The organism is Pseudomonas sp. ITEM 17296 (genome assembly GCF_028895205.1).
Classification (GTDB): domain Bacteria; phylum Pseudomonadota; class Gammaproteobacteria; order Pseudomonadales; family Pseudomonadaceae; genus Aquipseudomonas; species Aquipseudomonas kermanshahensis.
Map to the genome: position 1 here is coordinate 80,404 of NZ_WJRS01000019.1, position 25,735 is coordinate 106,138.

Consider the following 25,735-nt stretch of genomic DNA (forward strand, 5'->3'; position numbering starts at 1 on the left):
TTAGAGCATAATGTCAGTGCCCAACCCTGTCCCTGGATTTGCCTCACCCACCGCGGTCATGATCACCTGGGCACCCGCAAGATGTGGGGGCTGGTTCTTCTTCGATAAGTACTGCAGGCACGCATTGTTCAGTGATGCAAAGTCTATGGTCATGAATGCAGCCAGATTTTCAGTATCGTCGAAAATGCCCGTGGCATGTAGCTTTACCTCCTCCAGAGCTTCATTCAGGTTCATTTGCGCGTAGATGAGTTTTGGATTGTCATTTCTACTTCTGAATAGTTTGTCTAGATTTCATGGGTCGTAGGAGATGCTTCGCTTTCCTCGCTCAGCGCGTGAACCCTCGCAAAGGCTGTCTCGGAAAGCTCAATCGTAAGTATTCATCTTCACTTCAACTTTTGCGAACGTGGAGGCGAGAATGAAAGAGATCATATCAAGGTCGGAAATGGTTGGTGTCTTGCGAATGAGTTCTTTTGCAGACTTGGTTGTTTTACGATCAGGTTTTGCAGTTTTGCAACGTATAAAGTCTCAGTGGTTGTAGGCATGATGCTGTTTCTCATAGGTGTTGCCTATGTACATTTGCAGCAGGGTAATTCAAGTGTTTGTCAGTAGGTAGATTCGGCTGGCCGTCATGTTGTGCAGTACGCATGATAGCCGTACTCATAAAGGCCTACCCATACAGTGAAGGCCTGTCAAGGAGTACGGCTATCATACTTTTGGAGCGCTAGGGATGCCCAGTAAACGGCATGGGGCGGATGCCTTAGCTCCGCGAGCTCAACTGCCCATCAAGCTCGGCCCTTCCACTCGGCAAACTCATATGCAACAACGGAAACGGCCGCCCCTCACCATCCACCTCAGAGCGCCCCGTCTGCACAAACCCATAATGCAGATAAAACCCTACAGCCTCGGGGTTCTGCTCGTTCACATCCACACGCAGCGTGTGCCGCGAACCGCGTGCGTAATCCAGCAGCGCGCGCCCAATGCCGCGCCCACGCAGGTCGGGGTCGATAAAGAGCATTTCCACATGCTCCTGATTCAGCCCGATGAAGCCTAACGGGCAATCTTCAGCATCCACCGCGACCCACAACTCGACAGCGGGGAGGTAAACATCGCGCAACTGCGGCAGCAGCGCGTCTATGTCGGATGCCTGCAAAAAATGGTGAGTGGCGCGAACGGCGCGCAGCCAGATGTCGAGTAGCAGTGGATGGTCTGCGGCGTTGGCCTGACGAATGATCATGTAATCAACCTTGTTCACTTGATAACGGAGTAGCGGCACGCCATTAGGCGACCGTATAAGTGTCGGCATCTTGAATGCCCGCTTCGCGAACTAACGCCTGGGCGGTGCACTGCAGAGGGGGCCGAAAAGGAAGGGGCTGAAAACGTACTGATACCCGCAGGTTGCGTCAAGGGCCGGGGACGGCTTCAAAGCCGCGCCGTCCCCGGTAATCACTCAGATCGAACGTTGGTTGACCCGCGCCGTAAGCTGCTCGGCGCTTTCTTTGCGCTCGGAATAGCGGTCCACCAAAAACTCGGTGCGGTCGCGCAGCAACAGGGTGAACTTCACCAGCTCTTCCATCACGTCGACCACCCGGTCGTAGTAGGGCGATGGTTTCATGCGGCCGGCATCGTCGAATTCCAGGTACGCCTTGGGCACCGAGGACTGGTTGGGGATGGTGAACATGCGCATCCAACGGCCCAGCACGCGCAGTTGGTTGACCACGTTGAACGACTGCGAACCCCCGCACACTTGCATCACGGCCAGGGTCTTGCCTTGGGTGGGGCGTACGGCGCCGAGGGCCAGGGGGACCCAGTCGATCTGCGCCTTGAACACGGCCGACAGGGCGCCGTGGCGTTCGGGCGAGCACCAGACCTGGCCTTCGGACCACAGCACCAGGTCACGCAGTTCTTGCACTTTGGGGTGCTCTACCGGCACGTCGTCAGGCAACGGCAGGCCGGAGGGATCGAAGATGCGCGTCTCGGCACCGAAATGCTGCAGAAGGCGGGCAGCCTCTTCAGTCAGCAAGCGGCTGAAGGAGCGTTCGCGGGTCGACCCGTACAACAGCAGGATGCGCGGTTTGTGCTCGCTGGCACGGGGCGCGGCCGGGGCTGCGTCGAACAGGGACAGGTCGAGGTTGGGCAGTTGCTCGGACATGGGGCCTCCTTAAAGCGTGCCGATGCGGTCCAGCTCGCGCTGGAGCTCGTCGTGGCCGAGGGTATTGAAGGGGAGGGCGAAGAGGGCGTTGCAGCGTCGCTCGATGATGGCCAGCGTGGCGTTGAATGCGGCGTCAATCGCAGCCTCGTCACCCTCGACCTCGGAAGGGTCTTCCAGGCCCCAGTGGGCTTTTAGGGCCGGGCCGAAGTACACGGGGCAGGGTTCACCGGCGGCTTTGTCGCAGACGGTGATGACGATGTCCGGCGGGTTGGCGGTGAAGGCATCGTTACCTTTGCTGCGCAGGCCTTCTGTGGAAATGCCGGCCTGCTGCAGGGTGGTGAGGCTGCGCGGCAGCACCTGGCCTTTGGGAAAACTGCCGGCACTGACGGCTGCGAAGCCTGGCGGTGCCAGGTGATTGAACAGCGCTTCGCTGAGGATGCTGCGGCAGCTGTTGGCGGTGCACATGAACAGGACTTGCATTGGAAGGCTCTCTCGCGGGGTGGCGGCTTCAGCAGCAGACGGCTGCGCGGACGGGGCGGTCGGCCATGTGCTGCAGGCGTACTGTGTTCGCCTGCAGCCAGGTGGCATTGGCCTGCAACGTTACCTGCAGCATGTCGTGCACCCACGTGGGCAGGTTTGGGTTGAGGCGGTAATACACCCATTGGCCTTGGCGGCGATCCAGCAGCAGGCCGCTGCTTCGCAGTTGGGCGAGATGGCGGCTGATTTTCGGCTGGCTGTCGTCGAGCGCGCACATCAGCTCGCAAACGCAGAGTTCGCCCAGGCTGGCGATGAGCAGGGTGGCGCGAGCGCGGGTCTCGTCGGCCAGGTTCTTGAAGACCTCGGGTGGGGTGATCATGGAGGTGCTCTTTACATATGGATAACCGAATATACGGATTTCCATATGTTTAGCGCAAGCGGGAAAATGCGGCACGAAATTGATATAGAGCTACCGGAAATGATCAGATTTTGGCTCTTCCTTGTAGGGCGTTTCTGAATAACTCTTTGCAGGCCATTGCGTCATTGCGATGGAAAGCTGAGCCCCCTAGTCTCGCTGGGTCGTTGCATATTCAACGACCGGGTCTGCAAGCCCGTAGCTTGGATTGGTCTCAGTTTGCTGTTGGCTTTGTTCAATGGTGGCTGCGTGCGGGTGGCCTTCGGGCCAGCCGGGCAATTGACCTCCAAGTCCGGTCTTGCAGGCCCGCACGTAGCCGCCACCTATTCATCTGCAAGTGATTTGGCGCCGGTCCGACTTAGCTTTTGTCTGGAGGTTGTCATGCTCAAGATCGTCCCCGACCCACCGTGCTCCCCCGATACACCCCATCACCTCGAAGACACCCTGATCCAAGCCTCGGAGTACGTACTCTGCGCCTTGGCCGTCGCCCACCACGCCGTCTCCACGCTCCCCAAGTCGCCTGCCTCAATCATGACCCTGGCCGTCATGCACGAAATGGAAGCGGTGCGCACATTGCTGGAATCGGCGGTTGCGCAGGTGCAACTCACGGCCACGCCGCACATGCAGACGCTGCATTGACGTTCACCGATGCCGGGGCTGCTTTGCAGCCCTTCGCGGGCAAGCCCGCTCCTACAGCGGGCGTCGACGCGCTTGCGAACGTTGTTTTCAGCGCGACAGCGCAGGGAGATATGCAATGGACAAGGTATTACCAGAACGCACCGGCACGCTGGGTTTGACCATAGGTTCAGCGTCGTGCCTGGACGGCGTGATACAGGGCAAGCGCCTGTTTCGCGTAGAGCCCGGCAACTGCTGTGACCATGCCATCGAGCAGGCGTCGGTGCTGATGGACTGCTCAAGACGAGCCTCGTTCATCGGGGTGATGGACGACGAACCTGTGCTGGTGTGGGCCTCGCACTTTCTTTGCGAAATGGCCAAGGCGCTGATGGACGATGCGCACATGGGCATGCGCAAGCACCGCTGATGCGTCAGCGCTCAACAGTGAGGGTGTAAACAATGAAGGTCTTTTCCGAAGGTGATAGCGGCAGGGCACTTTGCGAGGATTGTCGGGCGGTAGTGCCCACGCACTATGCTCGCCGTGATGTACCGTTCAGCGATGGCCGAGGCGTGGCCGAGGACCTTTTGGTAGGCGTATGCACCCACTGCGACACCGTGGTCGCCATCCCGCCGGAGGCTACCCTGGCTTTGCAGCGTCTGGCTCGCTTGGCAGTCTAGCCAGCCGCCCCCCGCCAGCTTCTACTGCGCCGTCACCGTCTGCCCCTTATGCGCCTGGCGCCACTGCTTGGGGCTGACATCGAACCAGCGGCGGAACGCACGCGAAAACGCGCTGATCTCCGAATACCCAAGCAGCAAGGCCAGCTCGGAGATCGGCAGCGCGGACTGTTGCAGGTAGTAGGTCGCCAGCTCCTGGCGCACGGTGTCGATCAGGGTTGAAAAACTCAAGCCTTGCTCCTGCAGGCGGCGTTGCACTGTCCAGCTGGGCAGGCGCAACTGCTCGGCGACCTGCTCCAGGCTCGGGTAGCCGTCGCCGAGCAGGGCCCTGACCTGCGTCTTGACGTCATCGACAATGCCGGGTCGGTTGGTCGTGCCGGCCTGGCCGCCGAGCATGCGCATGCTTTCGATGACGATGGCCAGCAGCCGTGGGTCGCGGCCGGGCATAGGCCGGTCGAGCACGCTGCGGCGGAACACCAGCGAATTGCGTGGCTGGCCAAACAGCACCGGGGCGTCGAACACTTTGCAGTGCTCGTGCCAGGCCTCGGGTTGCGGGTGCTCGAACAGCACCTTTTCCGGCGCCCAGTTCTGGCCCAGCGCGTGGCGCATGAGGTTGAAGAACATGCCCAGCGACAGTTCGGCATCCTGGCGTCTGCGCACAATGGCGCCGTACTGCACCTGGTAGTCGAGGCGGTAGAACTCACCCATCGCCTCCAGCCGCAACAGGCTGCTCTGCTGGTGCACCGGGAAGGTGTCGACCACATTGCGCAAGGCATCGCCCAGGGTGGCCGAGCACATGCCCACGTAGCCGAGCAAACCCAGGGCGTCGGGCTTGAACTGCTGGCCGAAGCGCAGGCCGAAGTTGTCGTTGCCGGTTTGCCGGGCGGCTTCTTCGAACACCTGGCAATACTGGTTCAGGTCCAGGCTCAGGGTCGGGTGCTCCAGGCGTTCGGAGTCGATGCCGGCGCGCCCGAGAATGCGCTCGGCGTCGCCGCCTTGCTGGCCGATGAAGCTGACCAGGCCGGTTGCCGCCGAGGCGAGAATGCCGATCGCGTTGCCGGGCTGGGCGCCGGTGGGGTGGAGCGGACCTGGATGGACAACGTGCACGTAGAATCCTCCTCGATCGTTTACCGAGTGCTGCTGGGTAACGGTGGGAGCAATTTTCATTCCACGCCGCGCGAAACGCTGTAATCACACCGTTCAGCCGCTCAAGGGTACCTCTTTGCGGGCTGGGCTGGAGCACGCCAGGCGTGGGCGACGCACCAACAGGGTGCGTAGCCTTTGGTTACAAAACTGTTTCGTTCATGCCCGCGCGAGTGCGCCCACCGGGCGCTCCTGCAAGTAGCGCTGGCACAGCTCGACCGTTTGTTCGACCCACACCGGGCCCAGGCACTCGACCTGTGGGGTGCCGCGGTGGGTGCCGGTCCAGGCCAGCAGCTGCAGGCGCCGTTGCATGATTAGCGTTGGCAGCAGGGCGATGTCGCAGTCGTCAAGGCTGGCCACCGTGCTGTAGCCCTCCAGCCAGTTGTCTATCCAGTGCGGCAGGTCGGGGTGGTGTTCGAAAAAGCTCAGGGCTGCCGCCAGGTCATGCAGGTACCAGCCCATGCCGCAGTCGTCGAAGTCGATGATGCGCGTGCGGTCCCCCTGCACCAGCAGGTTGGTCAGACGCAGGTCGGCGTGGATCAGGCCAAAGCGCGATGGGTCCTCGCCATACCCGTGCAGCCGTTCGCCAATCACGCCCACGGCTTCGCTGATCAATGCGCTACCGCGTGCATCCAGGTAGGGCGCCGCACGCCAACTGCCCCAGTGGCCCTGGTCACCCAGCATGGTTTGGTGGTTCCAGGTCAGCCGCTGGAAGTTGCCCGGTCGTTGCCAGGTGCGGGCATGCCGGTGCAGGTGGGCGTTGATGGCGCCCAGCCGGCGAAAAGAAGCATTGAGTTGTTGCTGGTCGGGCTCGCCCCCGTCGATCCAGTGGAACAGCACCACAAACCGGCGGCCGTGGCCGGGCAGCTCGACAACCTGAATGGCCTCCCCATCCAGCCCCGTAATCGGCACAGGTACTTCCAGGCCAGCGCTTTGCAACGCCGCGAGCCAGGCCAGCTCGCTGGCGATGTCGGCCTGCTGGTGGTAGCCGGCGCGGTGCACCCGCATGACAAAACGTTGCCGTTGCCCCTGAACCTGATAGGTGGCGTTCTCCGAATGCACCAGTAACCCGATCTGGCCCTGGTAGGCCTCGGCATAGGCCGACAGCGCACGTTGGGCAAAGTGGTCGAGCACGGCAGGGCTGGTGTGGGAGGAGATATCGGTGGTCATCAGGCACGCTCCGTTGGCAGGGGTCTGGCTGCCAGCATGAGTCGAGCCCCGCGCCACTGGCTTGACCGCAAACCGCGAAATCTTGACCGCTCGCCACAAGGCGCCCAGGCCTGATCGAGAATTTGATCTTGCGACCCGCAACTTGTGCCCTGCGGTCAAGTCGGCCGCTGCCGGTCAGCCCACCATCGGTCCACATCACCGGCTAGGTCATTGGATCGAGGGCTTGAACATGCTGACTTCACTACAAGGCAAGAGCGTATTGGTCACCGGCGGCACCAGCGGCATTGGCTTGGGCATCGCCGTCGGCTTTGCCCGCCAGGGCGCCAAGGTGGCCATCAGTGGGCGGCAGCGGGACAAGGTCGAGGCCGTGGCCAGCCGCCTGCGCGACCAAGGCCTGGCAGTGATCGGGCTGGTCGCCGATGTGGCGCAGCGCGAGCCGGTGCGGCAGTTGATCGAGCAGGTGGTGCAGGCCCAGGGCGGGCTTGATGTGTTGTGCGCGAACGCGGGTGTGTTCCCCTCGGCGCCGCTGGAACAGATGACCGACGCCGATTGGGACCTGGTGCTTGATACCAACGCCAAAGGCACCTTCCTGTGCGTGCAGGCGGCGCTGCCGCACCTGCGCCGGGCGGCCTATGGCCGGGTGATTCTCACCTCTTCGATCACCGGGCCAGTCACTGGCTTCCCCGGTTGGGCGCACTACGGCGCGAGCAAGGCGGCGCAATTGGGCTTCATGCGTACGGCGGCCATCGAGCTGGCGCGCGATGGCATCACGATCAATGCCGTGCTGCCCGGCAACATCCTCACCGAGGGCTTGCAGGGCATGGGCGAGGCGTACCAGGCCAGCATGGCTGCGTCCATTCCACTCAAATGCCTCGGCCACGTCGAGGACATCGCCAACGCCGCGCTGTTTTTCGCCTCGAAAGAGGCCGGCTACATCACCGGGCAGAGCCTGATCGTCGACGGCGGGCAGATCCTGCCAGAGTCCCTGCAGGCACTTGCCTGACGCCTTGCACCATAACCCTATAAGAACGGAGTGCATCCTGATGAGCGAGATCTACAGTGGTGAACTGAAACTCACGCGCGATGGCCAGGCGCAGCCCCACCAGGTGCAGCGCCTGCGCAAGAACGCGGTGGGCCTGATGGGTGTGCTGTTCATGACGGTGGCGACGGCGGCGCCGATCACGGCAATGCTGGGCAACGTGCCAATCGCCATCGGCAGCGGCAATGGCCAGTACGCCCCCGCAGGCTACCTGGTGGCGACGATCATCCTGGCGCTGTTTGCCATCGGCTATGCGCAAATGGCCAAGTACATCACGGCCACCGGCGCGTTCTATGGGTTTATCTCCCATGGGCTGGGGCGGGTGGTGGGAATGGCCTCGGGGATTGCGGTCACGCTCACCTACATCGTGTTTGAAGCGGCGCTGGTGGGCATTTTCGCCTTCTTCTGCGAAGACCTGCTGGCCAGCGTCTTCGGCGTGCACGTGCCTTGGATCGTGTTCGCCCTGGCCATGCTGCTGGCCAATGGCGTGCTCAGCTACTTTGACATTTCCCTGACCGCCAAGGTGCTTGGGCTATGCCTGGTGCTGGAGATCCTGATGCTGGGGCTGATGGCCTTTGCCGTGCTGCTGCATGGCGGTGGCCCGCAGGGCATGGCCGCGGAGTCGATCAACCCGCTGAACGCGTTCAAACCCGCCGAGGGCGTGATCGGCGCGAATGCGGGCATAGGCCTGTTCTTCGCGTTCTGGTCGTGGGTCGGTTTCGAGTCCTCGGCGATGTACGGCGAGGAGTCGCGCAACCCGAAAAAGATCATCCCGCTGGCGACGCTGATCGCGGTCATCGGCATCGGGGTGTTCTATGTGTTCGTGTCGTGGATGGCCATCGCTGGCTCCGGGCCTGCCGAGGCCATTCGCCTGGCGCAAGACCCAGCCACTGCCGCCGAAGTGTTCTACGGGCCGACCCGCACCTACTTGGGTGAGTGGGCGGTGAGCCTGTTCAAGCTGCTGGTGGTGACCGGCTCGTTCGCCTGCGGCATGGCCTTCCACAACTGCGCGGCGCGCTACATCTATGCCCTGGGCCGGGAAAACCTGTTCGTGTTCCTAGGCCGTACCGTGGGCCGCACCCATGAGCGCCATGGTTCACCGCACATAGCCTCGACCGTGCAAAGCCTGATCGCTACGGTGATCGTCCTGGCGTTTCTGTTCACCGGTAAAGACCCCTATGCCGACCTCTACGCGCTGCTGGCCATTCTCGGCACCATGGGGATTCTCATCGTCCAGGCGCTGTGCGCCTTTGCCGTGGTCTGCTACTTCCATGTGGGCACTCAACGCCGTGCCCAGGCGCACTGGTTCAAGACCTTCCTCGCGCCCCTGCTGGGCGGCATCGGCATGCTCTACGTGGTCTACCTGCTGTTCGCCAACCTCAGTTTTGCCGCAGGCAGCGCGGCCGAGTCGCTGCTGTTCCGGCTGATCCCTTGGATCGTCGCGGCCAGCTTCGCGCTGGGGGGCTCCATTGCCCTGTACTTCCGCTACTTCGACCGCCGCAAGTACCACATCATCGGCAGCATCGTCATGGACGACGCGCGCCAGGACACCTGAGGAGACCGACCATGTTGAAAGTGAATGCCTTCCAGCCTGAACAGGCTGAGGCCCTGGACGCTGCCGAGCGCAGCCTGATCGAGCGCCGCCAGCGCCTGCTTGGCCCGGCCTATCAGTTGTTTTACGACAACCCGCTGCACCTGGTGCGGGGTGCCGGCACCTGGCTCTACGACCGCGCAGGCCGGGCCTACCTCGACCTGTACAACAACGTCGCTTCGGTCGGCCACAGCCACCCGCGTGTGGTCGAGGCCCTGGCCCGGCAGGCGGGCGAGCTCAACACCCATACCCGCTACCTGCACGAGGGGGTGCTCGATTATGCCGAGAAGCTGCTGGCGACCATGCCGGCAGCACTGGGCAACGTGATGTTCACCTGCACCGGCAGTGAAGCCAATGACCTGGCGCTGCGCATTGCCCGCGACTACACCGGTGGCACCGGGGTGATCGTGACCCGTTATGCCTATCACGGGATGACGTCGGCCATCGCCGAGCTGTCGCCTTCGGTGGGTGACTATGTGCCGTTGGGCCGCGATATCCGTGTGGTCGATGCCCCCCTGCATGTGCCAGAAGACCCGCAGCGGGTGGGCCAGGTGTTCGCCGCCCAGGTACGTGCCGCGCTGGCCGACATGCATCGCCATGGTATTCGCCCGGCAGCGTTGCTGGTCGATACCCTGTTCACCAGCGATGGTGTGTTCGCCGACCCGCCGGGCTTCCTCTGCGAGGCGGTGGAGGCGGTGCGCGCTGCTGGTGGGCTGTTCATCGCTGACGAGGTGCAGCCAGGGTTCGGCCGCACCGGCACGCACATGTGGGGCTTCGAGCGCCATGGCCTGGTGCCCGACCTGGTGACGTTGGGCAAGCCAATGGGCAATGGCCACCCCCTGGCGGGGCTGACGGTACGCCCACAAATACTCGAACGGTTTGGCCGCAACGCCAGCTACTTCAACACCTTTGGCGGCAACCCGGTGTCGGCGGCAGCGGGGCTTGCGGTGCTGCAGGTCATCGAGGACGAGGGTTTGCAGGAGAATGCCCGGCGCGTGGGCGCTCAGCTCAAGGAGGGCCTTGAAGGGCTTGCCCGTGAGCATGCCTGCCTGGGGCAGGTGCGGGGGGCAGGGTTGTTCATCGGTGCCGATGTGGTGGACGGGGAGGGCAGTGCCGATGGCCCGACGGCCCGGCGCATCACCAACTTGCTGCGTGATGAAGGCATGCTGATTGGTGTGTCGGGGGCACAGAACAATGCACTGAAGATCCGGCCGCAGCTGTGCTTCTCTGCGGAGAACGTCGAGCAGTTTCTCGGTGCCCTGCAGCGCGTGTTGCGCCAGCTGTGATGGGCTAGCAAAGGTAGTGTTCCTGCCACCCCGCCAGGGCTTGCCCTGGCGGGGTTTTCTGTTTGCAGGCCCGCTTGCTCAGTGCCCGGTTGCCGCCTTGCGCCCTTGCACCTGGTCATAGCAACCGGCCTGCTCGAATACCGCGCGCACTTCATCGAGTACCAACGGGTCTTCGATAGTCGGGGGTGTCGCGACGTCGGGGCTCGAAGCCAGGCTGCGCAGGGTTTTGCGCAGGATCTTGCCGGAACGGGTCTTGGGCAGGCGCTTGAGGATGAACACCCGGCGCAGTGAGGCGATGGCACCGACCGCCTCGCGCACCCGCGCCACCAGCTCGCCTTCAAGTTGCGCAGGGTCTGGCTGCAGCCCTTGCTTGAGCACCACGAACCCGACCGGCACCTCGCCCTTGAGCTCCTCTGCCAACGCCACCACGGCGCACTCGGCGACGGCCGGGTGGTCGCCCAGGGCTTCTTCGAGGCTGCCGCTGGACAGGCGGTGCCCGGCGACATTGATCACATCGTCCACGCGGCCCATCACGAACAGGTAGCCGTCTTCGTCCAGGTAGCCGCCATCGCCACTGCAGTAATAGCCGGGGAACACGTTCAGGTAGCTGTCGGCAAAGCGCTGCGCGTCCCCCCACAACGTGGTCAGCGTGCCGGGTGGCAATGGCAGGCGCAGGGCAATGTTGCCGGGCTGGTTGCTGGGCAACGGCTGGCCTTCGTCGTCGAGTATTGCCAGGCGGTAGCCGGGCATCGGCAGGCTCGCCGAGCCTGGTTTCATCGGCAGGTCGTCTAGCCCACGGGGGTTGCCGGCAATTGCCCAGCCCGTTTCGGTCTGCCACCAGTGGTCGACCACCGGGCAGGGTAGAAAGCCCTGCAGCCATTCGTAGGTCGGTGGGTCGAGGCGTTCGCCGGCCACATACACCGCCTTCAGGCAGGACAGGTCGCGGCCGGCGGCCAGGCGCACCTGTGGGTCCTCGCGCTTGATGGCGCGGAACGCGGTGGGCGCGGTGAAGAACACATTCACCCGGTGTTCGGCGATCACGCGCCAGAAGGCGCCGGCATCGGGTGTTCGCACCGGCTTGCCCTCGTAAAGCAAGGTGGTGCAACCGCGGATGAGCGGGGCATAGACGATGTAGGAATGCCCAACGACCCAGCCGATGTCCGAGGCCGCCCAAAACACTTCGCCGGGCTGCGCGTCGTACAGCGCTTGCATGCTGTAGTTAAGTGCCACGGCATGGCCGCCATGGTCGCGCACCACGCCTTTGGGCCTGCCGGTGGTGCCGGAGGTGTACAAGATGTACAGCGGGTCGGTGGCATCGACCGGTACCGCTGGCACCGCTTCGGCCTGGGCGAGCAGCGCCTGCCAATCATGCTCGCGAGGGCCGCGCAGCAGGGCGCGAGCTTGTTCGCGTTGTTCGATCACCACGTGTGGTGTGTGCTTGGCGGCCAGTTGCAGGGCTTGGTCCAGCAATGGCTTGTAGGGCACCACCCGTTCGTACTCGATGCCGCAGCTGGCGCTGAGCAGCACCTTGGGGCACGCGTCGTTGATGCGCACGGCCAGTTCGGCCGCAGAGAAGCCACCAAACACCACCGAATGCACCGCGCCGAGCCTGGCGCAGGCCAGCATGCCGACCACCGCCTGAGGGATCATCGGCATGTAGATGATCACCCGGTCGCCGCGCGCCACCCCCAGCGCCCGCAGCATGCCGGCGCAGCGGGCCACGCGGTCCTGCAACTGGCGATAGCTGATGCGCTCTTGCACACCGCTGGCCGGTGAATCGTAGAGGATCGCGCAGCGCTCACCGGCTCCGTTGGCAACGTGCCGATCGACCGCCAGGTGGCAGGTATTGAGCTGGCCGTCGGCAAACCAGCGGCCGCCTGCGCCGGGGGTGTCGGTGAAGATCTGGCATGGGAAGCGCGACCAGTCCAGTTCGCTAGCCTGTTCGCGCCAGAACCCTTCCGGGTCCTCGGCCGCGCGGGTGTAAGCCTGCAGGTAGGTAGTCATGGGTGTTCTCCTTGTTACTGTTATTGTTTTTGCGACCCTCGGGCCATCCAGCCAAGCCTCATGGGCTGTAAAGGGGGCTGCCTTGCAGCCCATCGCCGGCAAGCCAGCTCCCACAGGTACGGCGCATGCTTGAGGTTTGTACTTGCCTGAGGGAGCTGGCTTGCCGGCGATGGGTCGCGCAGCGGCCCCTTTGGCCCAGACCGGAACTCATAAACCCTCGGGCCTGCTTCAATCCTCCCAGTCGCTGGCTGCCGTCGCTTGACCATCGGGCACAATTACTTGACCGCCGAACGCTGGCTGTTGCCCCCGCAACAGTGTTTCGACAGTCTGCTGCGCAGAGGGCACCGCGCCCTGTCTGCGCTGTTGGCTATCCCATTGAGGCTCAACGCTATTTTCGTTTGGCACGGTTGCTGCGTTGTCTGCTTCAACCCTTCGAGGACAGCCAAGGAGCCTCCCCATGAGCCAAGCCCCAATCAAGTTCGCCTACTGGGTCCCCAACGTCAGCGGTGGCCTGGTGGTGAGCACCATCGAGCAACGCACCAGCTGGGACATCGACTACAACCGCAAACTGGCGCAGATCGCCGAAAAGGCGGGCTTTGACTACGCCCTGTCGCAAATCCGTTTCACTGCCGGTTATGGTGCCGACAACCAGCACGAGTCGGTCACCATCAGCCATGCGCTGCTGGCCGCCACCGAGAAGCTCAAGGTCATCGCGGCCATCCTTCCAGGCCCATGGAACCCGGCGCTGGCGGCCAAGCAACTGGCAACCATCGACCAGTTCACCCAGGGCCGGATCGCCATCAACCTGGTGTCGGGCTGGTTCAAGGGCGAGTTCCACGCCATCGGCGAACCGTGGCTGGACCATGACGAGCGCTACCGCCGTTCAGAGGAGTTCATCCGTGCGCTGAAGGGCATCTGGACCCAGGACAATTTCACCTTCAACGGCGATTTCTATCGCTTCCGGGACTACACCCTCAAACCCAAGCCCTTGCAGCAGCCGCACCCGGAAATCTTCCAGGGTGGCAGTTCGCGTGCAGCGCGGGACATGGCGGCGCGGGTGTCGGACTGGTACTTCACCAATGGCAATACCGTGGAGGGGATCAAGGCCCAGGTCGACGATCTGCGTGCCAAGGCAGCCGCCAACGGCCATTCGATCAAGGTGGGGGTGAATGCCTTCATCATTGCCCGCGACACCGAGGAAGAGGCGCGGGCGGTGTTGCAGGAGATCATCGACAAGGCCAACCCCGAGGCGGTTAAGGCGTTTGGGCATGAGGTCAAGAACGCCGGGGCGGCCAGCCCGGAAGGCGAGGGCAACTGGGCCACGTCCAGCTTCGAGGACCTGGTGCAGTACAACGATGGGTTCAAGACCAACCTGATCGGCACACCGCTGCAGATTGCCGAGCGCATTGTTGCGCTGAAGGCGGTGGGGGTGGATTTGATCCTCTCAGGTTTCCTGCATTTCCAAGAGGAGGTGGCGTACTTTGGTGAGCATGTGTTGCCGCTGGTGCGTGAGCTGGAGGTCGGGCGCCGGGTGGAAAAAGCGGTGGCGTGAGGCTGCTGTGTGGGAGCGGGCTTGCCCCGCGAATGAGAATACGCGGTGCATGGCACCGGCTGCGCCGGTGTTCGCGGGGCAAGCCCGCTCCCACACAGCCCCGGCGATTATCGTGGTGCAGCCCTTTTCGACCGGTCCGGCGCCCCGGCAAGGCCGCTACAGGGGGCGAGGTAGTGGCTAGTAGCGTTGCAGGTGCTCGGCAAAGGTAGCGCCTTGGTATTGCCCGCGGAACAGCCCGCGCTCCACCAGACGCGGCACCACCTCATCGAGGAAGCAATACACCGAGCCGAACGAGCCCCCCGGCGCCGCAATAAAACCATCCATTACACCCGCCTCGGCCCAGTCGGCAATTTCTTCCACCGCGTCGTCGACCGTGCCGATCACCTGCCAGTGCGCCGCCGAGAGCACTTCTGGGCGCATCAACAGCTCGCTAGGCAGCAACGATTCGCGCTCGATCAAGCGCCGCAACAAGCTCACATGCGTGCGGCTGGCACCGGGCAGCAGTTGCAGCGGTGCCAGGTCGGCAGCGTGAATGCGTCGGTCGCTTGGCCAGTTCGTCAGGTCGATGCCGATCATCTTTTCGATGGCAGCATATTTGCGTGCCTTGTCGACCCGCGCATGGGTGTCCATGAACAGTTCGCGCGCTTGCTCGCGCGTGGGCGCCAAGAACAGGCTGAGGCCCGGCAGCAGGCGGATGTCTGCGGGGTTGCGACCATGGCGTTCGGCCCGTCGTGAAAGGTCACGGCGCAGCTCGGCGGCGGCGGCCTGGTCGGGCGTGGGGGCGAAGACGATGTCGGCGACCCGGGCAGCGAAGTCGCGGCCACTGTCCGAGGCGCCCGCCTGGATCAGTGGAATGCGGCTGCCCTGTTCCGGCAGGTTGAGCGGGCCTTGCACCTGGAGGAAGTCGCCCTGGTGGTCTATTGGCTGGACTTGTGCCGGGTCGGCATAGACACCGTTGTCACGGTCGATTCGCAGCGCCTGGTTGGGGAAGCTGCGCCACAACCGCTGCACCACGTCGGTAAATTCGGCGGCGCGGGCGTAGCGCTCTTCGGCGCTGGGCATGGCACGCAGGCCGAAATTTTCATGCCCTTGCAACGCGGTGACGATGTTCCAGCCCACGCGGCCGTTGCTCAGCCAGTTCAGAGACTGCAGCTGGCGAGCCACCAGGTACGGCGGGAAGAACGTGGTCGAAACGGTCGACACCAGGCCGATGTGCGTAGTCTCGCGGGTGAGCGCGGCCAGCAGCACGGTGGGGTCGAGGCTGGTGAAGCCCGAGCCGCTTTGCAGCGCGTCGGCGACCACGCAACTGACGTCGGGGCGGAACACGAAGTCCAGGTGCGCGGCTTCTGAGCGGCGTGCGATGTCCAGGGCGAAGTCGCTGCCAAACAGGCTTTCGACGCGGCTGTCTGGGCGCCGCCAGCCTTCGCCGCTTAGCCAGGTCGGGGCGAGCGACATGCCGATGTGCAGGCCTTGTTGATGAGTCATCAGGGTCGGTTCTCCAGTGGCTGGCAAATAAGCGCTGGCCGGTGCTTATCGGCCAGCAGGGGTGGCTTAGAACGCGCCTTTGACGCCCACGCCAAGCGTGCGCGGCTCGGTCATGCTGGCTTCGATCCCGCCAATGCCCCGGTTGGTCTGCATGTAGGTCGCGCTGCGCTCGTCGAAGACGTTCTTGACGTAGGTGTACACCTGGAGCTGGTCGTTGAAGCGGTAGCTCATGCGTGCATCGGCCACGGTGTAACCGTCGATGGCATAGCTTTTGGTGTTGGCGATATCCGAGTAGTAGCCATCCACGTGGCGTACTTGGGCGTTGAGGTTGAGGCGGTCGGTGATGTCCCAGCTCGGGCCGAAGCTGACGGTGTAGCCGGGCGAACGGGCAAACTCGTTATGCGCATAACTGCTGTTGGCGTCGATGTCGTCGATGCGGGTCTGCAGGGCGCCGGCGCTGGCCTTGAGGGTCAGGTTGTCGAGCACGCGGTAGTCTGCCGACAGCTCGACCCCATAGGCGTGGGCCTTTTCGGCGTTGATGGTGTAGGACTGAGTCAGGCCCGAGGCCAGCACCACGGGGATGTTGTACTGCGCATCCTGCATGTCCATGTAGAACAGGTTGCCGTTCACGTGCAGGCGGTCGTTCAGCAGGCTGGCGCGGGCGAACAGTTCGTAGTTCCACATGCGCTCGTCGTCGAATTGCTCGAAGCGCTTGCTGCTCATGTTCAGCGACACACCGCCGGGGTTGTAGCCGCGGCTGACCATGCCGCCCACGGTCCATTCCGGGGTCAGGGCGTAGGCCAGCGATACCTTGGGCAGGAAGGCGTTGAAGGTCTTGTCGTAGTCCAGGCCATCGGTGGCGAAAGGCGAGGTGCCCTCGCGCTGGACCTGGTCTTGCTGGAAGCGCAAGGCCGTGGTCAGGGTCCAGCGGTCGTTCAGGCGATAGCTGACTTCACCGAATACGCCGAGGTTGCGCTTGGTGTCGTCGAAGTCGGAGATGCCGCCGTAGTACAGGATTTCATCGGAGTCAGTGCGAGCCAGGTACAGGCCGGCCATGCCGCTGAGGGTGTCTTGCTGCTCGCCGAAGGTGACGCGCGTTTCGTTGGAGAAGTTCTTCTGGCGGACATCGGCATCGCCGCTGTTGGCCACGCCCAGCACGCGGTGCACGTTGGACAGCGAGTACTGGGTCTGGTTGAACAGCTTCATGCCGTTGCCCAGTTCGTAATCGACATCGACGATATGCGTGTTGGTTTGCTGGTGCCAGCTGGGCATGGTGGCGCCGGTGTGGTTCAGCTTGTGAAACGGGTACGAGGCGGCTTCCTGGGTGGGGCGGTTGGAGTCGCCGTGGGCGAAGGTGTATTTCAGGCCCAGGCCGGGCACCGCTTCGGGCAGCCATAGCAACTTGCCGCGCAGGTTCAGCGAGCGGAAGTCCTGGTCGGTGCCGTGGCTGGCAAAGGACGGGTTGGTGTAGTCGATGAACGTGTCACGGGCGGCGTAATCCAGGGCCAGGCGGCCGGCCAGGTTGTCGGTCAGCGGCCCGGAGACCGCCAGCGAGCTGCGCCGGGCGTGGTAGCTACCCAGTTCTGCCTGGTAGGCCGCCTCCGGTGTGAAGGTCGGGTCTTTGGTCTTGACCACGATTGCCCCGGCAATGGCGTTGGCGCCCTGGCTGGTGGTCTGCGGCCCGCGGTAGACCTCGATGGTGTCGACGTCCCACACCGACGGTGCGCCGAAGTACATCTCGTTGTAGTTCAGGTAGTGCCCGTCGAGGTTGATCGTGGCCCGCGGTACCGTGCCGCCCCAGAACACGTTGGCGCCGTTGTTCGGGCCCTGGCTGTCCTGGCCGCGGATGATCGGCGCGCCGACCGAGTCGGTGTAGATCACGTTGGGCACATCGTTGAGCACTTCGTGCACCGAGGCGTTGCCGGTTTTGAGGGTGTCGATCTCGCTGGCGTTCTTCACCGACACCGACGAGGCAGTGTTCTTGAGGTCGCGTTCGACCTTCTCGCCGCTCACCAGCACCGGTGCCAGCACCAGCTGCGAGTTGGCGGCGGCTGGCGTCTGTTCGGCCAGGACGGGTGGGGCGGCAAGCAGGGTGGACAGGGTCAGCACACCAAATCCTTGGCTGATCGAGCGTTGCGCGGGGTACTTCAAGACAACCTCCAAATGAGAACGATCCTCGTTTGCGATGGAAGGTATCACGGTGCCATCTCGTTCCGCAATAAAGAATCTATTCCTCGAAGTGGTATGGTGTGGTCGCCCTGCACGTGCATTCGCACCCTGCGAGGGCCGCTGGCGGTATGATGGGCCGCCGCGCGTGCCGGGCGTGGCGCTGCCGCTTGGCCAGATAATCAGAAATGAGGAGATAGCCCCGTTGAACACTTTGCAGTCCCCTGCCGATGCGGAGCCGGAGAGCCCCGGCGAGAAGCGTTCCGGTACCATTCAGTCGGTGTCGATTGCTGCGCGGTTCCTGAATGTGCTGGCCAATGCCGAGAGTGAATTGAGCCTGGGCGAGGTCGCCCGCCGTACTGGTACCGGTGGTTCCACAGCGCATCGCTATCTGCAGAGCCTGGTCAAAGAAGGGCTGGCCAGGCAGGACCCGGCCAGCGCGCTGTATGACCTTGGCCCGGCAGCCCTGAGCATCGGCATTGGCGCCCTGAAACGGGTGGATGCAGTGGACATCGGCGCCCAGCACATGAAGGCCCTGGCGCAACGGCATGCCGCCAGCGGTGGCGTGGCGATCTGGACCGACCGCGGGCCGACCCTGGTGCGCTGGTACCGCAGTGCCTATTTCTCGATCAACCCCTTGGCGTTGGGCGACATCTTGCCCATCGACAACACCGCGTGCGGGCTGGTGTTCCAGGCGTTTCTGCCCAAGGCTACGATCGATGCCGCGCGCAAGTTGCAGCCGGCGCATTTTCGCGGCACCCCACCCAGTGCGAAGGTGCTGGAGCAGATTCGTCAGCATTGCTGGGCTGAGCTGACCAGCCACTTGCTGTCGAGCGTGACCGGGCAGGCCGCGCCGGTGTTCGACGCGCAGCAGGAAATTGTCTGCGTGATGACCACGGTCACTGACCTGGGGCAGTTGCGTGCGCCTGAAGACCGCCAGGCGCTGTTCCATGAGGCCGGGCTGGTCAACCAGGCCACCGGGGGCCGCATGCTCGGCGCACCGGCGCCGGTGCTGCCGGACTAAGCGGGCTCGCTGCGTCCGCGTGGCACCAGCAGCGGGGTGCCGCTGACCGGGTCTTCGATGATCAGCGCCGAAAGCCCGAACACGCGCTGCACCAGCGCTTCAGTGAAGATTTCGCTTGGCGCACCCTGTGCCACGATCGCGCCGTCGCGCATGGCCACCAGGTGGCTCGCGTAGCGGCAGGCCTGGTTGAGGTCGTGCAACACGGCCACGATGGTGCGGCCCTGCTGGTTCAGTTCGCGCAGCAACTCCAGCAGCTCGAACTGGTGCGCGATGTCCAGGTAGGTGGTGGGCTCGTCGAGCAGCAAAATCGGCGTGTCCTGGGCCAGCACCATGGCAATCCACACGCGCTGGCGCTGGCCGCCCGACAATGCCTGCAGCGGGCGCTCGGCAAGCGCTTCGATACCGGTGGCACGCATGGCCTGCTGCACGGCGTGCTCATCGGCCTTCGACCATTGCCGCCACAGGCTCTGGTGCGGGTAGCGGCCGCGCGCAACCAGCTCGGCGACACTGATGCCGTCTGGCGCCGTGGCGCTTTGGGGCAGCAAGGCCAGGCGCCGGGCGACGTCTTTGGCAGGGCGTTGCTGGATGTCCTGGCCATCGAGCAGCACCTGGCCGCAGCTGGGGGCCAGCAACCGCGCCAATGCTGCCAGCAGAGTCGATTTACCGCATGCGTTGGGGCCGACGATGACGGTAAAAGCGCCATCCTCGATTTCCAGGGACAGGTCTTGCGACAGCGTTCGGGTGTCGCGGCGCAGGGTCAATGCACGGGCATGCAGGCGAGAGCTCATCGAAGGTCCTTGGCAAGGCTGGAATTTGCGGAATGGATTCTACATGATGGAATTAACTGCATGAGAAGTATTATCATGCGCACCTTGATTCCCTTCGAGCGAAGCCAGTCGATGAAGCCTTTACGTGTTTGCGCAGCACTGACCGCAGTTGCCCTGATGCTGTTTGGCCCTTGGGTGGCGGCCGCGCCCACGCGCATCGTGTCCACCACGCCGAGCGTTACCGGCATCCTTCTGGCGATGAATGCGCCGCTGGTGGCCAGCGCTGCAGCCACGCCCAGCCGCCTGACCGATGGCAAAGGCTACTTCTCGCAATGGGCGACGGTGGCGGACCAGCGGGATGTGCAGGTGCTGTACCGCAACCTGCAGTTCGACATCGAAGCCGTGGTGGCCAGTGCGCCCGACCTGCTGGTGGTGTCTGCCACCGGGGCCGACAGTGCCGCGCCGCACCTGGCCGAGCTCCGCGCCCAGGGCATCCCTACGCTGGTCGTGAACTATTCCAACCAGTCCTGGCAGGCGCTGGCCACCGAACTGGGCGCGCAAACCGGGCTGCAACGGCAAGCGCAGGAGGTGATCCAGCGTTTTGACGACTACACCCGTGAAACCGCCGCGCGCCTGCAGCCTTCACCGCGGCCGGTGATGCTGGTGGGCTACAACATCGGTGGTAGTTACTCCATCGGGCGTGCCATCAGCCCGCAGGCGCGGCTGCTCACAGCGCTCGGTTTCCAGGTCCGTGAGCTGCCCGAGGCGATGGCCGGACAGGTGATCCGGGCCACCGAGTTCCAGTTCATTTCCCGCGAGAACCTCGCCGCCGCGATTGGCGATGCCGACGTATTCCTGCTGAGTGCCGATGACAGCGATGCCCAGGCGTTTCGCAGCGACCCGGTGCTGGCCAACCTGCCCGCGGTACAGCATCAGCGGATTTACCCGCTGGGGCCCAGTTCGTTTCGCATCGACTATTACTCGGGGCGGCAAATGCTCGATACCGTCGCCGGCTACTTCCGCTGATCATGCATAACCTGTCGACCCAGCCCGTACGGGCTGCTGGCTGGGTGCGTGGCATGCCGCGCCAGGGCCTGTTGCTGGGTGTGCTGGTGTTGCTTGTGGCAGCGTTGGCCAGCTTGCTGATCGGTTCGCACCCTATCGCCATGAATGTCGTGTTCGACGCCCTGTACCAGCCCGACCTGCAGAATGATCAGCACCTGATCGTGCGTGAGTTGCGGGTGCCGCGCACCCTGGTGGCGCTGCTGGCCGGGCTGGCGCTAGGGGCGGCGGGCACCCTGATGCAGGCGCTGACGCGTAACCCGCTGGCCGAGCCTGGGCTGCTGGGCGTCAATGCTGGCGCTGCATTGGCGGTCATCCTGGGTGTCGCGTTTTTTGGCCTGACGCAGGTCGGCCAGTACATCCTGCTGGCCTTCCTGGGGGCTGGCGTTGCCGGTGTCGCGGTGTTCTTGCTGGGCCAGGCTGGTGCCAACGACAGCAACCCCGTGCGGTTGGTGCTGGCCGGGGCCGGCCTGACGATGCTGCTGGCGTCGTTGACCGGTATCGTCGTGCTCAACACCCCGCCGCAAGTCTATGACCACTTCCGCCACTGGGCCGCCGGCTCGCTGGCCGGCAGCAGCACGGCCACATTGCTGCTGCCAACCCTGGCCATTGCCCTGGGGCTGGGCCTGGCGGCGGCGCTCATGCCGCAGCTCAACGCCCTGGCACTGGGGCGGGACCTGGGCCGGGCGCTGGGGGTGAACGTGCGCCTGACCTGGGCGCTGGCCTGTGTCGCGCTGATGCTGCTGGCCGGCAGCGCGACGGCGATCGCCGGGCCCATCGGGTTCGTCGGCCTGGTCGCCCCGCACCTTGCGCGCTTGCTGGTTGGCCCGGACTACCGACGCATGCTGCCCTATGCGGCGCTGATTGCCGCGTTGCTTTTGCTGGGCGCCGACCTGCTGGGGCGGGTGCTTGCCGCGCCGGCAGAACTGGCTGCCGGGACCCTGGCGCTGTTGCTGGGTGGGCCGGCGTTCATCGTGCTGATAAGCAGGTTTCGACTATGCCATCTCTGACTACTCCACGCGTGCTCAGGTGTGGCCCGTTCAGCGTGCGTTTCAGCCCACGGGCGGTGCTGGTCGGCAGTGCGTTGTTGCTGTTGGTGCTGGGCTTGGCGATTGTGCTGCTGGGCACCGGCAGCCTGCCGATTGGTGCCGGGCAAGTACTGGGCAGCTTGCTGGGGCAGGGGGACAGTGACATGACCCAGCGCATCGTCAAACGGGTGCGCCTGCCACGGGTGCTCACCGGCCTGCTGGTGGGTGCGGCGCTGGGCATGGCCGGGGCGATCTTCCAGTCGATTGCCCGCAATGCCCTGGGCTCGCCCGACGTCATCGGCTTTACCACCGGTGCGGCGAGCGGTGCCATCGTGCAGATCATTGTGTTCGACGCGGGCCCGTTGGCCACGGCGTTGGCGGCGGTGGCGGCGGGCATGCTCACGGCACTGCTGGTTTTACTCCTGGCGCGCCGGGGGCAGGGCAGCGAGGGTTACCGGTTGGTGCTGGTGGGCATTGGCATGGGCGCCACGCTGTCAGGTCTTAACCAACTGTTGTTGGTCACGGGGGACCTTGATCAGGCACTGTTTGCCCAGTTGTGGCTGGCCGGTTCGCTCAACACCCGGACTTGGGCGCATGTCGTCCCTGCCGCGCTGGGCCTTGCGCTGATTCTGCCGATAGCGCTGCTGCACGGCCGCGAACTGGCACTGCTGGAGATGGGCGATAACTCGGCCAGTCAGCTGGGGGTGGCGGTTGGGCGGTCGCGGCTGGTGCTGGTACTCGCCGCCGTGGGGCTGACGGCCATTGCCACTGCCGCTGCCGGGCCGATTGCGTTCATTGCCCTGGCGGGGCCGCAATTGGCGCGGCGGCTGACGCGTACGGCCAGCGCGCCGCTGGTGTGCGCCGCCTTGATGGGGGCAGCCTTGCTGTTGGTCGCCGACTGGCTGAGCCAGCGCCTGGCCGCCACGGCGCAGTTGCCGGTCGGGCTGGTGACCGGGGTGTTGGGGGGCGGGTACTTGCTGTGGTTAATTACTGCCCAGCGTAAGCGGTCAATGTAGGCGCGTCAGGCCTGAGGCCTGGCAGGACATCAATGCAAACAGTGCTTGAATTGGCTCAATCGGCCAAACCCGTTAAGGTATCGCCCCTCGCAAGGATTGCCCCGCTTCAGGATAGGTTCGATGCCGCTTTCGCCCAGTACCAACCCGCCCTTCGGCCTGCTCAACGGCCGCCGGTTCATACCCGACGCATCACTCAAGCCCCTGCTCGAGGGTTATTCAGCGTTGCAGATTCCCGGCCCGGAAACGGTCTGGGCCACCGGCGAGGTCGACCTCGGCGATTCGGTGCACCTGCTGCGGTATTACCTGGACAACGAAGACTACTGGCTGCAAGTGCTGATGAACGGCGACAAGGTGGGCGATAGCGTGCTGTTCGGTTATCACAGCGCCGTAGCCCTCCACGATGAGGCGCACCTTCAGCGCCTTGTCGGTAGCCAGTCCAAGGTCGGCCTGCCGATCTACGAACACGACGGCTGTCTGTATTCCCGCCAGTGGGGCCGTGAGCCGGGCCAGGCCAGGCTGGTGCCGTTGTACGAACGGGTGGTCAGCCCCGACGCCCGTTATGGCATCCAGCACCTGTCAATGCTCTACGCCCGCGACACCGGCCTGCCTGAGCGCCGCGAATTTCTGCTGTTGTCGGCGGAGGAAGACGAGGCGGGCAAGGCCACCCTCACCACCTCGCTCGGCATCACCCTGCTCCCCACGGACTTTCACGTAACCTGACAAGGACTCACCATGCTCGACGCGCTACGCCTGTCGCTCAATGCCTCTGCAGTGACCGGCTTCATCCTCTATATCAGCGTGGCACTGTTGCTGTTCTGGCTGTTCCAGTTCATCTACACCCGCCTTACCCCGCACCGCGAGTTCGCGCTCATTCGTGAGAACAACCCGGCCGCGGCCATTGCCTTGGGCGGCTCGCTGATCGGCTTCTCGCTGCCGGCCAGCAATATCATTGCCTACAGCGTTGGCATCCTGGACTTCGTGGCCTGGGTCGTGATCGCCGCTGTGGTTCAATTGATTGCCTTTGGCATTACCAGCCTGGTGCTGCGCGACTTGTCCAGGCGTATCGCCGCGGGTGAGCTGGCCGCTGCCATCTACGCTGCCAGCGTGGCGATCAGCGTCGGCTTCCTCAATTCGGCCTGCATGACCCCGTCGGCCTGACGCCCAAGGAGCCCCCATGAAACCCCCAATGAGACGCAGCTCCGTCAAGCTGGTGCTGGCCAGCTCGCTGCCCTTGGCCCTGACCGCGTGCAGCCCGCAAGAGGAGACCTACACCGTCAGCCAGCAGATGAACTACGACAGTGTCGAAGCCTGTGTCAGCGACAAGGTGCCGGAGAAGGCGTGCAACGATGCCTACAAGCAGGCGCTGGCCGAGTACCGGCGCACCACGCCGACCTATGTGTCCAAGCCCGCCTGCGAAGCAGAATTTTCCCCTGATGGCTGCCAGATCAGCGTCGGTGGCCGGTACATGCCGCGCATGAGTGGGTTCGCGTTGGAGACCACCGGCGAGGTGACCCAGGCCCAGGTCGATGCGGCGCACGCCCAGGGCGGCGGTTATGGCCATGTCGCTACCGCCGTAGTGGCTGGCATGCTACTGGGGCAGATGGCTAGCAGCGCCGACCGCCGTTACCGCGCGCAGCCGCTGTATGCGTATCGCGAGGGTGCCGGGCAGCGCAATGGCCTGCTTGGGCAACGCTACGGTACGGCCGGGGGCATTCAGCGCAGCAACAAAGACGAGCAGAGCAGCAGCGGCGGTGGCTCCGGCGGCGGCGGTAGCTATGGCGCCTCAGGCCGCAGCGCGTCGCGCTCGGCGGTGTCTGCATCCATCTCGCGGGGTGGGTTTGGAAGCCAGGCGACGGCTCGAAGCGGCTGGGGCGGCAAGTCCGGTAGCTTCTTCGGGGGGTGAGCATGCGCAAGGTCGAACTCGCAGAGCGCCCAGGCTGGCGCAAGACAGCCCAGCAAGAAGGCTTTGCCTTCCACACCCTCGACGGCGAGCGTTACTGGGATGAACGGGGTTACTACCAGTTCAGCCAGGCCCAGGTCGAGCGGGACCTGCAGGCACCGACCGAGGCGCTGCACGCGATGTGCCTGGAGGCTGTCGGGCGCATCGTCGACAGCGAGGCGCTGATGGCACGCCTGGCGATTCCACCGGCATTCTTCGACCTGGTGCGGCAATCGTGGCTGGCGCGGCAGCCGCACCTCTATGGGCGTTTCGATTTCAGCTATGACGGCCATGGCCCGGCGAAACTGATCGAGGCCAACTACGACACGCCGACTTCGTTGTACGAAGCCGCGGCGTTTCAGCTGATCTGGCTGGAAGAACAGATCCAGTGCGGCGTTCTGCCCGCGCAGGCCAGCCAGTTCAATACCCTGGCCGAAGACCTGGTGCAGGCGTTTGCCGCGCAGCCGGGGCAGGGCACGTTCTACTTCTCGACCATCTCGGGCTCGGTGGAAGACCGTGGCACCACGGATTTTCTGCGCAAGATGGCCGCCCACGCGGGTATTCATACCCGGCACATCGACCTGGAGGACATCGGCCTGAATGGCGAGGGGCGTTTCGTCGACCTGGAGGGGCGGCCGATCCCGCGGCTGTTCAAGCTGCATGCCTGGGAGCATATCTTCCACGAAGACTTCGGCAGGGCTATCCCTGGGTGCGACACGCAGTTCGTCGAGCCGCCCTGGAAGGCGCTGATCTCCAACAAGGGCATCTTGCCGTTGCTGTGGGAGTGGCACCCAGGGCACCCCAACCTGTTGCCCGCCTTCGTCGACGACAACCCTTCGCGGCCAGTGCCTAGAGGGTGGGTGCGCAAGCCGTATTTCTCGCGGGAAGGGGCCAATGTCGATATCCGCACCGGCGCGGGGCAGCGGGTATTCGAGGACGGCCCTTATGACGACGCACCGTACATCCTGCAAGGGTTTGCGCCGCTGCCCAGGTTTGGCGACAGCTACACGCTGATCGGTTCGTGGGTGGTCGGCGACAAGGCGGCAGGGATGGGGATTCGTGAGGATGATTCGCTGATTACCAAAGACAGTTCGCGGTTTGTGCCGCATGTCGTGCTGGGCTGACGGACTGC

General features: G+C 64.1%; 25 protein-coding genes. 14 read left to right on the forward strand and 11 right to left on the reverse strand.

What is annotated here, in order from left to right; genetic code table 11:
• From GIB19_RS19775 to GIB19_RS19795, 5 genes are all read right to left on the reverse strand, one after another.
• Window positions 1–234 carry a hypothetical protein gene (locus GIB19_RS19775; protein WP_027596596.1) on the reverse strand — a complete coding sequence of 78 codons (234 nt, stop codon included), beginning with the start codon at window positions 232–234 and terminating at the stop codon, window positions 1–3.
• Window positions 235–757: 523 nt separating this feature from the next.
• Entirely contained in the window at window positions 758–1,234 is a 477-nt protein-coding gene (locus GIB19_RS19780) for an acetyltransferase (RefSeq protein ID WP_274887750.1), read from the reverse strand.
• A gap of 213 nt (window positions 1,235–1,447) precedes the next feature.
• Window positions 1,448–2,149: an arsenical resistance protein ArsH gene (gene arsH / locus GIB19_RS19785; protein WP_027596595.1), complete on the reverse strand. Its 702-nt coding sequence runs from the start codon at window positions 2,147–2,149 to the stop codon at window positions 1,448–1,450.
• 9 nt (window positions 2,150–2,158) lie between these two features.
• Window positions 2,159–2,629, reverse strand: a complete 471-nt coding sequence (locus GIB19_RS19790; RefSeq protein ID WP_274887752.1) for an arsenate reductase ArsC — start codon at window positions 2,627–2,629, stop codon at window positions 2,159–2,161.
• A 28-nt stretch (window positions 2,630–2,657) separates the two neighbouring features.
• Window positions 2,658–3,005 (reverse strand): metalloregulator ArsR/SmtB family transcription factor, encoded by a 348-nt coding sequence (locus tag GIB19_RS19795; protein WP_274887753.1) that lies wholly within the window; start codon window positions 3,003–3,005, stop codon window positions 2,658–2,660.
• Between the two features lie 417 nt (window positions 3,006–3,422).
• On the opposite strand from GIB19_RS19795, the gene GIB19_RS19800 reads away from it, so the two are divergent.
• Complete coding sequence (locus tag GIB19_RS19800) at window positions 3,423–3,680, forward strand: hypothetical protein (protein ID WP_265970315.1); 258 nt, start codon at window positions 3,423–3,425, stop codon at window positions 3,678–3,680.
• Window positions 3,681–3,795: 115 nt separating this feature from the next.
• Entirely contained in the window at window positions 3,796–4,083 is a 288-nt protein-coding gene (locus tag GIB19_RS19805; protein WP_027596591.1) for a DUF3077 domain-containing protein, read from the forward strand.
• Between the two features lie 272 nt (window positions 4,084–4,355).
• Here the strand turns inward: GIB19_RS19805 and qhpR are convergent, their stop codons facing one another.
• A complete protein-coding gene (qhpR, locus tag GIB19_RS19810; protein ID WP_099430008.1) occupies window positions 4,356–5,438 on the reverse strand; it encodes an AraC-like transcriptional regulator QhpR in 1,083 nt (360 codons plus the stop codon).
• Between the two features lie 195 nt (window positions 5,439–5,633).
• Window positions 5,634–6,644 carry a phosphotransferase enzyme family protein gene (locus GIB19_RS19815; protein ID WP_274887755.1) on the reverse strand — a complete coding sequence of 337 codons (1,011 nt, stop codon included), beginning with the start codon at window positions 6,642–6,644 and terminating at the stop codon, window positions 5,634–5,636.
• A 229-nt stretch (window positions 6,645–6,873) separates the two neighbouring features.
• Between GIB19_RS19815 and fabG the strand changes: the two genes are divergently transcribed.
• Genes fabG through GIB19_RS19830 form a run of 3 tightly spaced genes read left to right on the forward strand, consistent with a single transcriptional unit; the run spans window position 6,874 to window position 10,560 of the window.
• The gene (gene fabG, locus GIB19_RS19820) at window positions 6,874–7,647 is read left to right on the forward strand and encodes a 3-oxoacyl-ACP reductase FabG (protein ID WP_099430006.1); all 774 of its coding nucleotides are present in this window, start codon (window positions 6,874–6,876) and stop codon (window positions 7,645–7,647) included.
• A gap of 40 nt (window positions 7,648–7,687) precedes the next feature.
• Window positions 7,688–9,238: an APC family permease gene (locus tag GIB19_RS19825; protein ID WP_099430005.1), complete on the forward strand. Its 1,551-nt coding sequence runs from the start codon at window positions 7,688–7,690 to the stop codon at window positions 9,236–9,238.
• 11 nt (window positions 9,239–9,249) lie between these two features.
• The gene (locus GIB19_RS19830; RefSeq protein WP_274887756.1) at window positions 9,250–10,560 is read left to right on the forward strand and encodes an aspartate aminotransferase family protein; all 1,311 of its coding nucleotides are present in this window, start codon (window positions 9,250–9,252) and stop codon (window positions 10,558–10,560) included.
• A 78-nt stretch (window positions 10,561–10,638) separates the two neighbouring features.
• On the opposite strand, the gene GIB19_RS19835 is transcribed toward GIB19_RS19830, so the two are convergent.
• Entirely contained in the window at window positions 10,639–12,564 is a 1,926-nt protein-coding gene (locus GIB19_RS19835; RefSeq protein ID WP_274887757.1) for an AMP-binding protein, read from the reverse strand.
• Window positions 12,565–13,021: 457 nt separating this feature from the next.
• Here GIB19_RS19835 and sfnG point away from each other — a divergent pair, with 457 nt between their 5' ends.
• Window positions 13,022–14,116, forward strand: coding sequence for a dimethylsulfone monooxygenase SfnG (gene sfnG / locus GIB19_RS19840; RefSeq protein WP_274887758.1), 1,095 nt, complete (start codon window positions 13,022–13,024; stop codon window positions 14,114–14,116).
• Window positions 14,117–14,293: 177 nt separating this feature from the next.
• On the opposite strand, the gene GIB19_RS19845 is transcribed toward sfnG, so the two are convergent.
• Both GIB19_RS19845 and GIB19_RS19850 read right to left on the reverse strand, forming a co-directional pair.
• Window positions 14,294–15,601 (reverse strand): NtaA/DmoA family FMN-dependent monooxygenase, encoded by a 1,308-nt coding sequence (locus tag GIB19_RS19845; RefSeq protein WP_274887759.1) that lies wholly within the window; start codon window positions 15,599–15,601, stop codon window positions 14,294–14,296.
• A gap of 66 nt (window positions 15,602–15,667) precedes the next feature.
• The gene (locus GIB19_RS19850) at window positions 15,668–17,752 is read right to left on the reverse strand and encodes a TonB-dependent receptor (protein ID WP_274887760.1); all 2,085 of its coding nucleotides are present in this window, start codon (window positions 17,750–17,752) and stop codon (window positions 15,668–15,670) included.
• 220 nt (window positions 17,753–17,972) lie between these two features.
• Here GIB19_RS19850 and GIB19_RS19855 point away from each other — a divergent pair, with 220 nt between their 5' ends.
• Window positions 17,973–18,791, forward strand: coding sequence for an IclR family transcriptional regulator (locus GIB19_RS19855; protein ID WP_099430000.1), 819 nt, complete (start codon window positions 17,973–17,975; stop codon window positions 18,789–18,791).
• Here GIB19_RS19855 and GIB19_RS19860 read toward each other — a convergent pair.
• A complete protein-coding gene (locus GIB19_RS19860) occupies window positions 18,788–19,579 on the reverse strand; it encodes an ABC transporter ATP-binding protein (protein WP_274887761.1) in 792 nt (263 codons plus the stop codon). The two genes, GIB19_RS19855 and GIB19_RS19860, sit on opposite strands and share 4 nt — an antisense overlap.
• A 111-nt stretch (window positions 19,580–19,690) precedes the next feature.
• Between GIB19_RS19860 and fepB the strand changes: the two genes are divergently transcribed.
• From fepB to GIB19_RS19895, 7 genes are all read left to right on the forward strand, one after another.
• Window positions 19,691–20,584 (forward strand): Fe2+-enterobactin ABC transporter substrate-binding protein, encoded by an 894-nt coding sequence (gene fepB / locus GIB19_RS19865; RefSeq protein ID WP_099430947.1) that lies wholly within the window; start codon window positions 19,691–19,693, stop codon window positions 20,582–20,584.
• Between the two features lie 53 nt (window positions 20,585–20,637).
• Window positions 20,638–21,630, forward strand: coding sequence for a FecCD family ABC transporter permease (locus GIB19_RS19870; RefSeq protein ID WP_274887778.1), 993 nt, complete (start codon window positions 20,638–20,640; stop codon window positions 21,628–21,630).
• Window positions 21,618–22,664, forward strand: coding sequence for a FecCD family ABC transporter permease (locus GIB19_RS19875; protein WP_274887762.1), 1,047 nt, complete (start codon window positions 21,618–21,620; stop codon window positions 22,662–22,664). Before GIB19_RS19870 ends, GIB19_RS19875 begins: the two co-directional genes overlap by 13 nt.
• 120 nt (window positions 22,665–22,784) lie before the next feature.
• Complete coding sequence (locus tag GIB19_RS19880) at window positions 22,785–23,384, forward strand: DUF2491 family protein (RefSeq protein WP_274887763.1); 600 nt, start codon at window positions 22,785–22,787, stop codon at window positions 23,382–23,384.
• A gap of 12 nt (window positions 23,385–23,396) precedes the next feature.
• Window positions 23,397–23,822 (forward strand): DUF350 domain-containing protein, encoded by a 426-nt coding sequence (locus GIB19_RS19885; protein WP_027596588.1) that lies wholly within the window; start codon window positions 23,397–23,399, stop codon window positions 23,820–23,822.
• A 16-nt stretch (window positions 23,823–23,838) separates the two neighbouring features.
• Entirely contained in the window at window positions 23,839–24,567 is a 729-nt protein-coding gene (locus GIB19_RS19890) for a DUF1190 domain-containing protein (protein ID WP_274887764.1), read from the forward strand.
• A 2-nt stretch (window positions 24,568–24,569) separates the two neighbouring features.
• Window positions 24,570–25,727 carry a glutathionylspermidine synthase family protein gene (locus GIB19_RS19895; protein WP_274887765.1) on the forward strand — a complete coding sequence of 386 codons (1,158 nt, stop codon included), beginning with the start codon at window positions 24,570–24,572 and terminating at the stop codon, window positions 25,725–25,727.
• The last annotated feature ends 8 nt before the right edge of the window (window positions 25,728–25,735 follow it).

Bases quoted from the DNA above. Each gene is read 5' to 3' on its own strand.
- GIB19_RS19775 (WP_027596596.1), bottom strand. From the start codon at position 234: ATGAACCTGAATGAAGCTCTGGAGGAGGTAAAGCTACATGCCACGGGC.
- GIB19_RS19780 (WP_274887750.1), bottom strand. From the start codon at position 1,234: ATGATCATTCGTCAGGCCAACGCCGCAGACCATCCACTGCTACTCGAC.
- arsH (WP_027596595.1), bottom strand. From the start codon at position 2,149: ATGTCCGAGCAACTGCCCAACCTCGACCTGTCCCTGTTCGACGCAGCC.
- GIB19_RS19790 (WP_274887752.1), bottom strand. From the start codon at position 2,629: ATGCAAGTCCTGTTCATGTGCACCGCCAACAGCTGCCGCAGCATCCTC.
- GIB19_RS19795 (WP_274887753.1), bottom strand. From the start codon at position 3,005: ATGATCACCCCACCCGAGGTCTTCAAGAACCTGGCCGACGAGACCCGC.
- GIB19_RS19800 (WP_265970315.1), top strand. From the start codon at position 3,423: ATGCTCAAGATCGTCCCCGACCCACCGTGCTCCCCCGATACACCCCAT.
- GIB19_RS19805 (WP_027596591.1), top strand. From the start codon at position 3,796: ATGGACAAGGTATTACCAGAACGCACCGGCACGCTGGGTTTGACCATA.
- GIB19_RS19815 (WP_274887755.1), bottom strand. From the start codon at position 6,644: ATGACCACCGATATCTCCTCCCACACCAGCCCTGCCGTGCTCGACCAC.
- fabG (WP_099430006.1), top strand. From the start codon at position 6,874: ATGCTGACTTCACTACAAGGCAAGAGCGTATTGGTCACCGGCGGCACC.
- GIB19_RS19825 (WP_099430005.1), top strand. From the start codon at position 7,688: ATGAGCGAGATCTACAGTGGTGAACTGAAACTCACGCGCGATGGCCAG.
- GIB19_RS19830 (WP_274887756.1), top strand. From the start codon at position 9,250: ATGTTGAAAGTGAATGCCTTCCAGCCTGAACAGGCTGAGGCCCTGGAC.
- GIB19_RS19835 (WP_274887757.1), bottom strand. From the start codon at position 12,564: ATGACTACCTACCTGCAGGCTTACACCCGCGCGGCCGAGGACCCGGAA.
- sfnG (WP_274887758.1), top strand. From the start codon at position 13,022: ATGAGCCAAGCCCCAATCAAGTTCGCCTACTGGGTCCCCAACGTCAGC.
- GIB19_RS19845 (WP_274887759.1), bottom strand. From the start codon at position 15,601: ATGACTCATCAACAAGGCCTGCACATCGGCATGTCGCTCGCCCCGACC.
- GIB19_RS19860 (WP_274887761.1), bottom strand. From the start codon at position 19,579: ATGAGCTCTCGCCTGCATGCCCGTGCATTGACCCTGCGCCGCGACACC.
- fepB (WP_099430947.1), top strand. From the start codon at position 19,691: ATGAAGCCTTTACGTGTTTGCGCAGCACTGACCGCAGTTGCCCTGATG.
- GIB19_RS19870 (WP_274887778.1), top strand. From the start codon at position 20,638: ATGCCGCGCCAGGGCCTGTTGCTGGGTGTGCTGGTGTTGCTTGTGGCA.
- GIB19_RS19875 (WP_274887762.1), top strand. From the start codon at position 21,618: ATGCCATCTCTGACTACTCCACGCGTGCTCAGGTGTGGCCCGTTCAGC.
- GIB19_RS19880 (WP_274887763.1), top strand. From the start codon at position 22,785: ATGCCGCTTTCGCCCAGTACCAACCCGCCCTTCGGCCTGCTCAACGGC.
- GIB19_RS19885 (WP_027596588.1), top strand. From the start codon at position 23,397: ATGCTCGACGCGCTACGCCTGTCGCTCAATGCCTCTGCAGTGACCGGC.
- GIB19_RS19890 (WP_274887764.1), top strand. From the start codon at position 23,839: ATGAAACCCCCAATGAGACGCAGCTCCGTCAAGCTGGTGCTGGCCAGC.
- GIB19_RS19895 (WP_274887765.1), top strand. From the start codon at position 24,570: ATGCGCAAGGTCGAACTCGCAGAGCGCCCAGGCTGGCGCAAGACAGCC.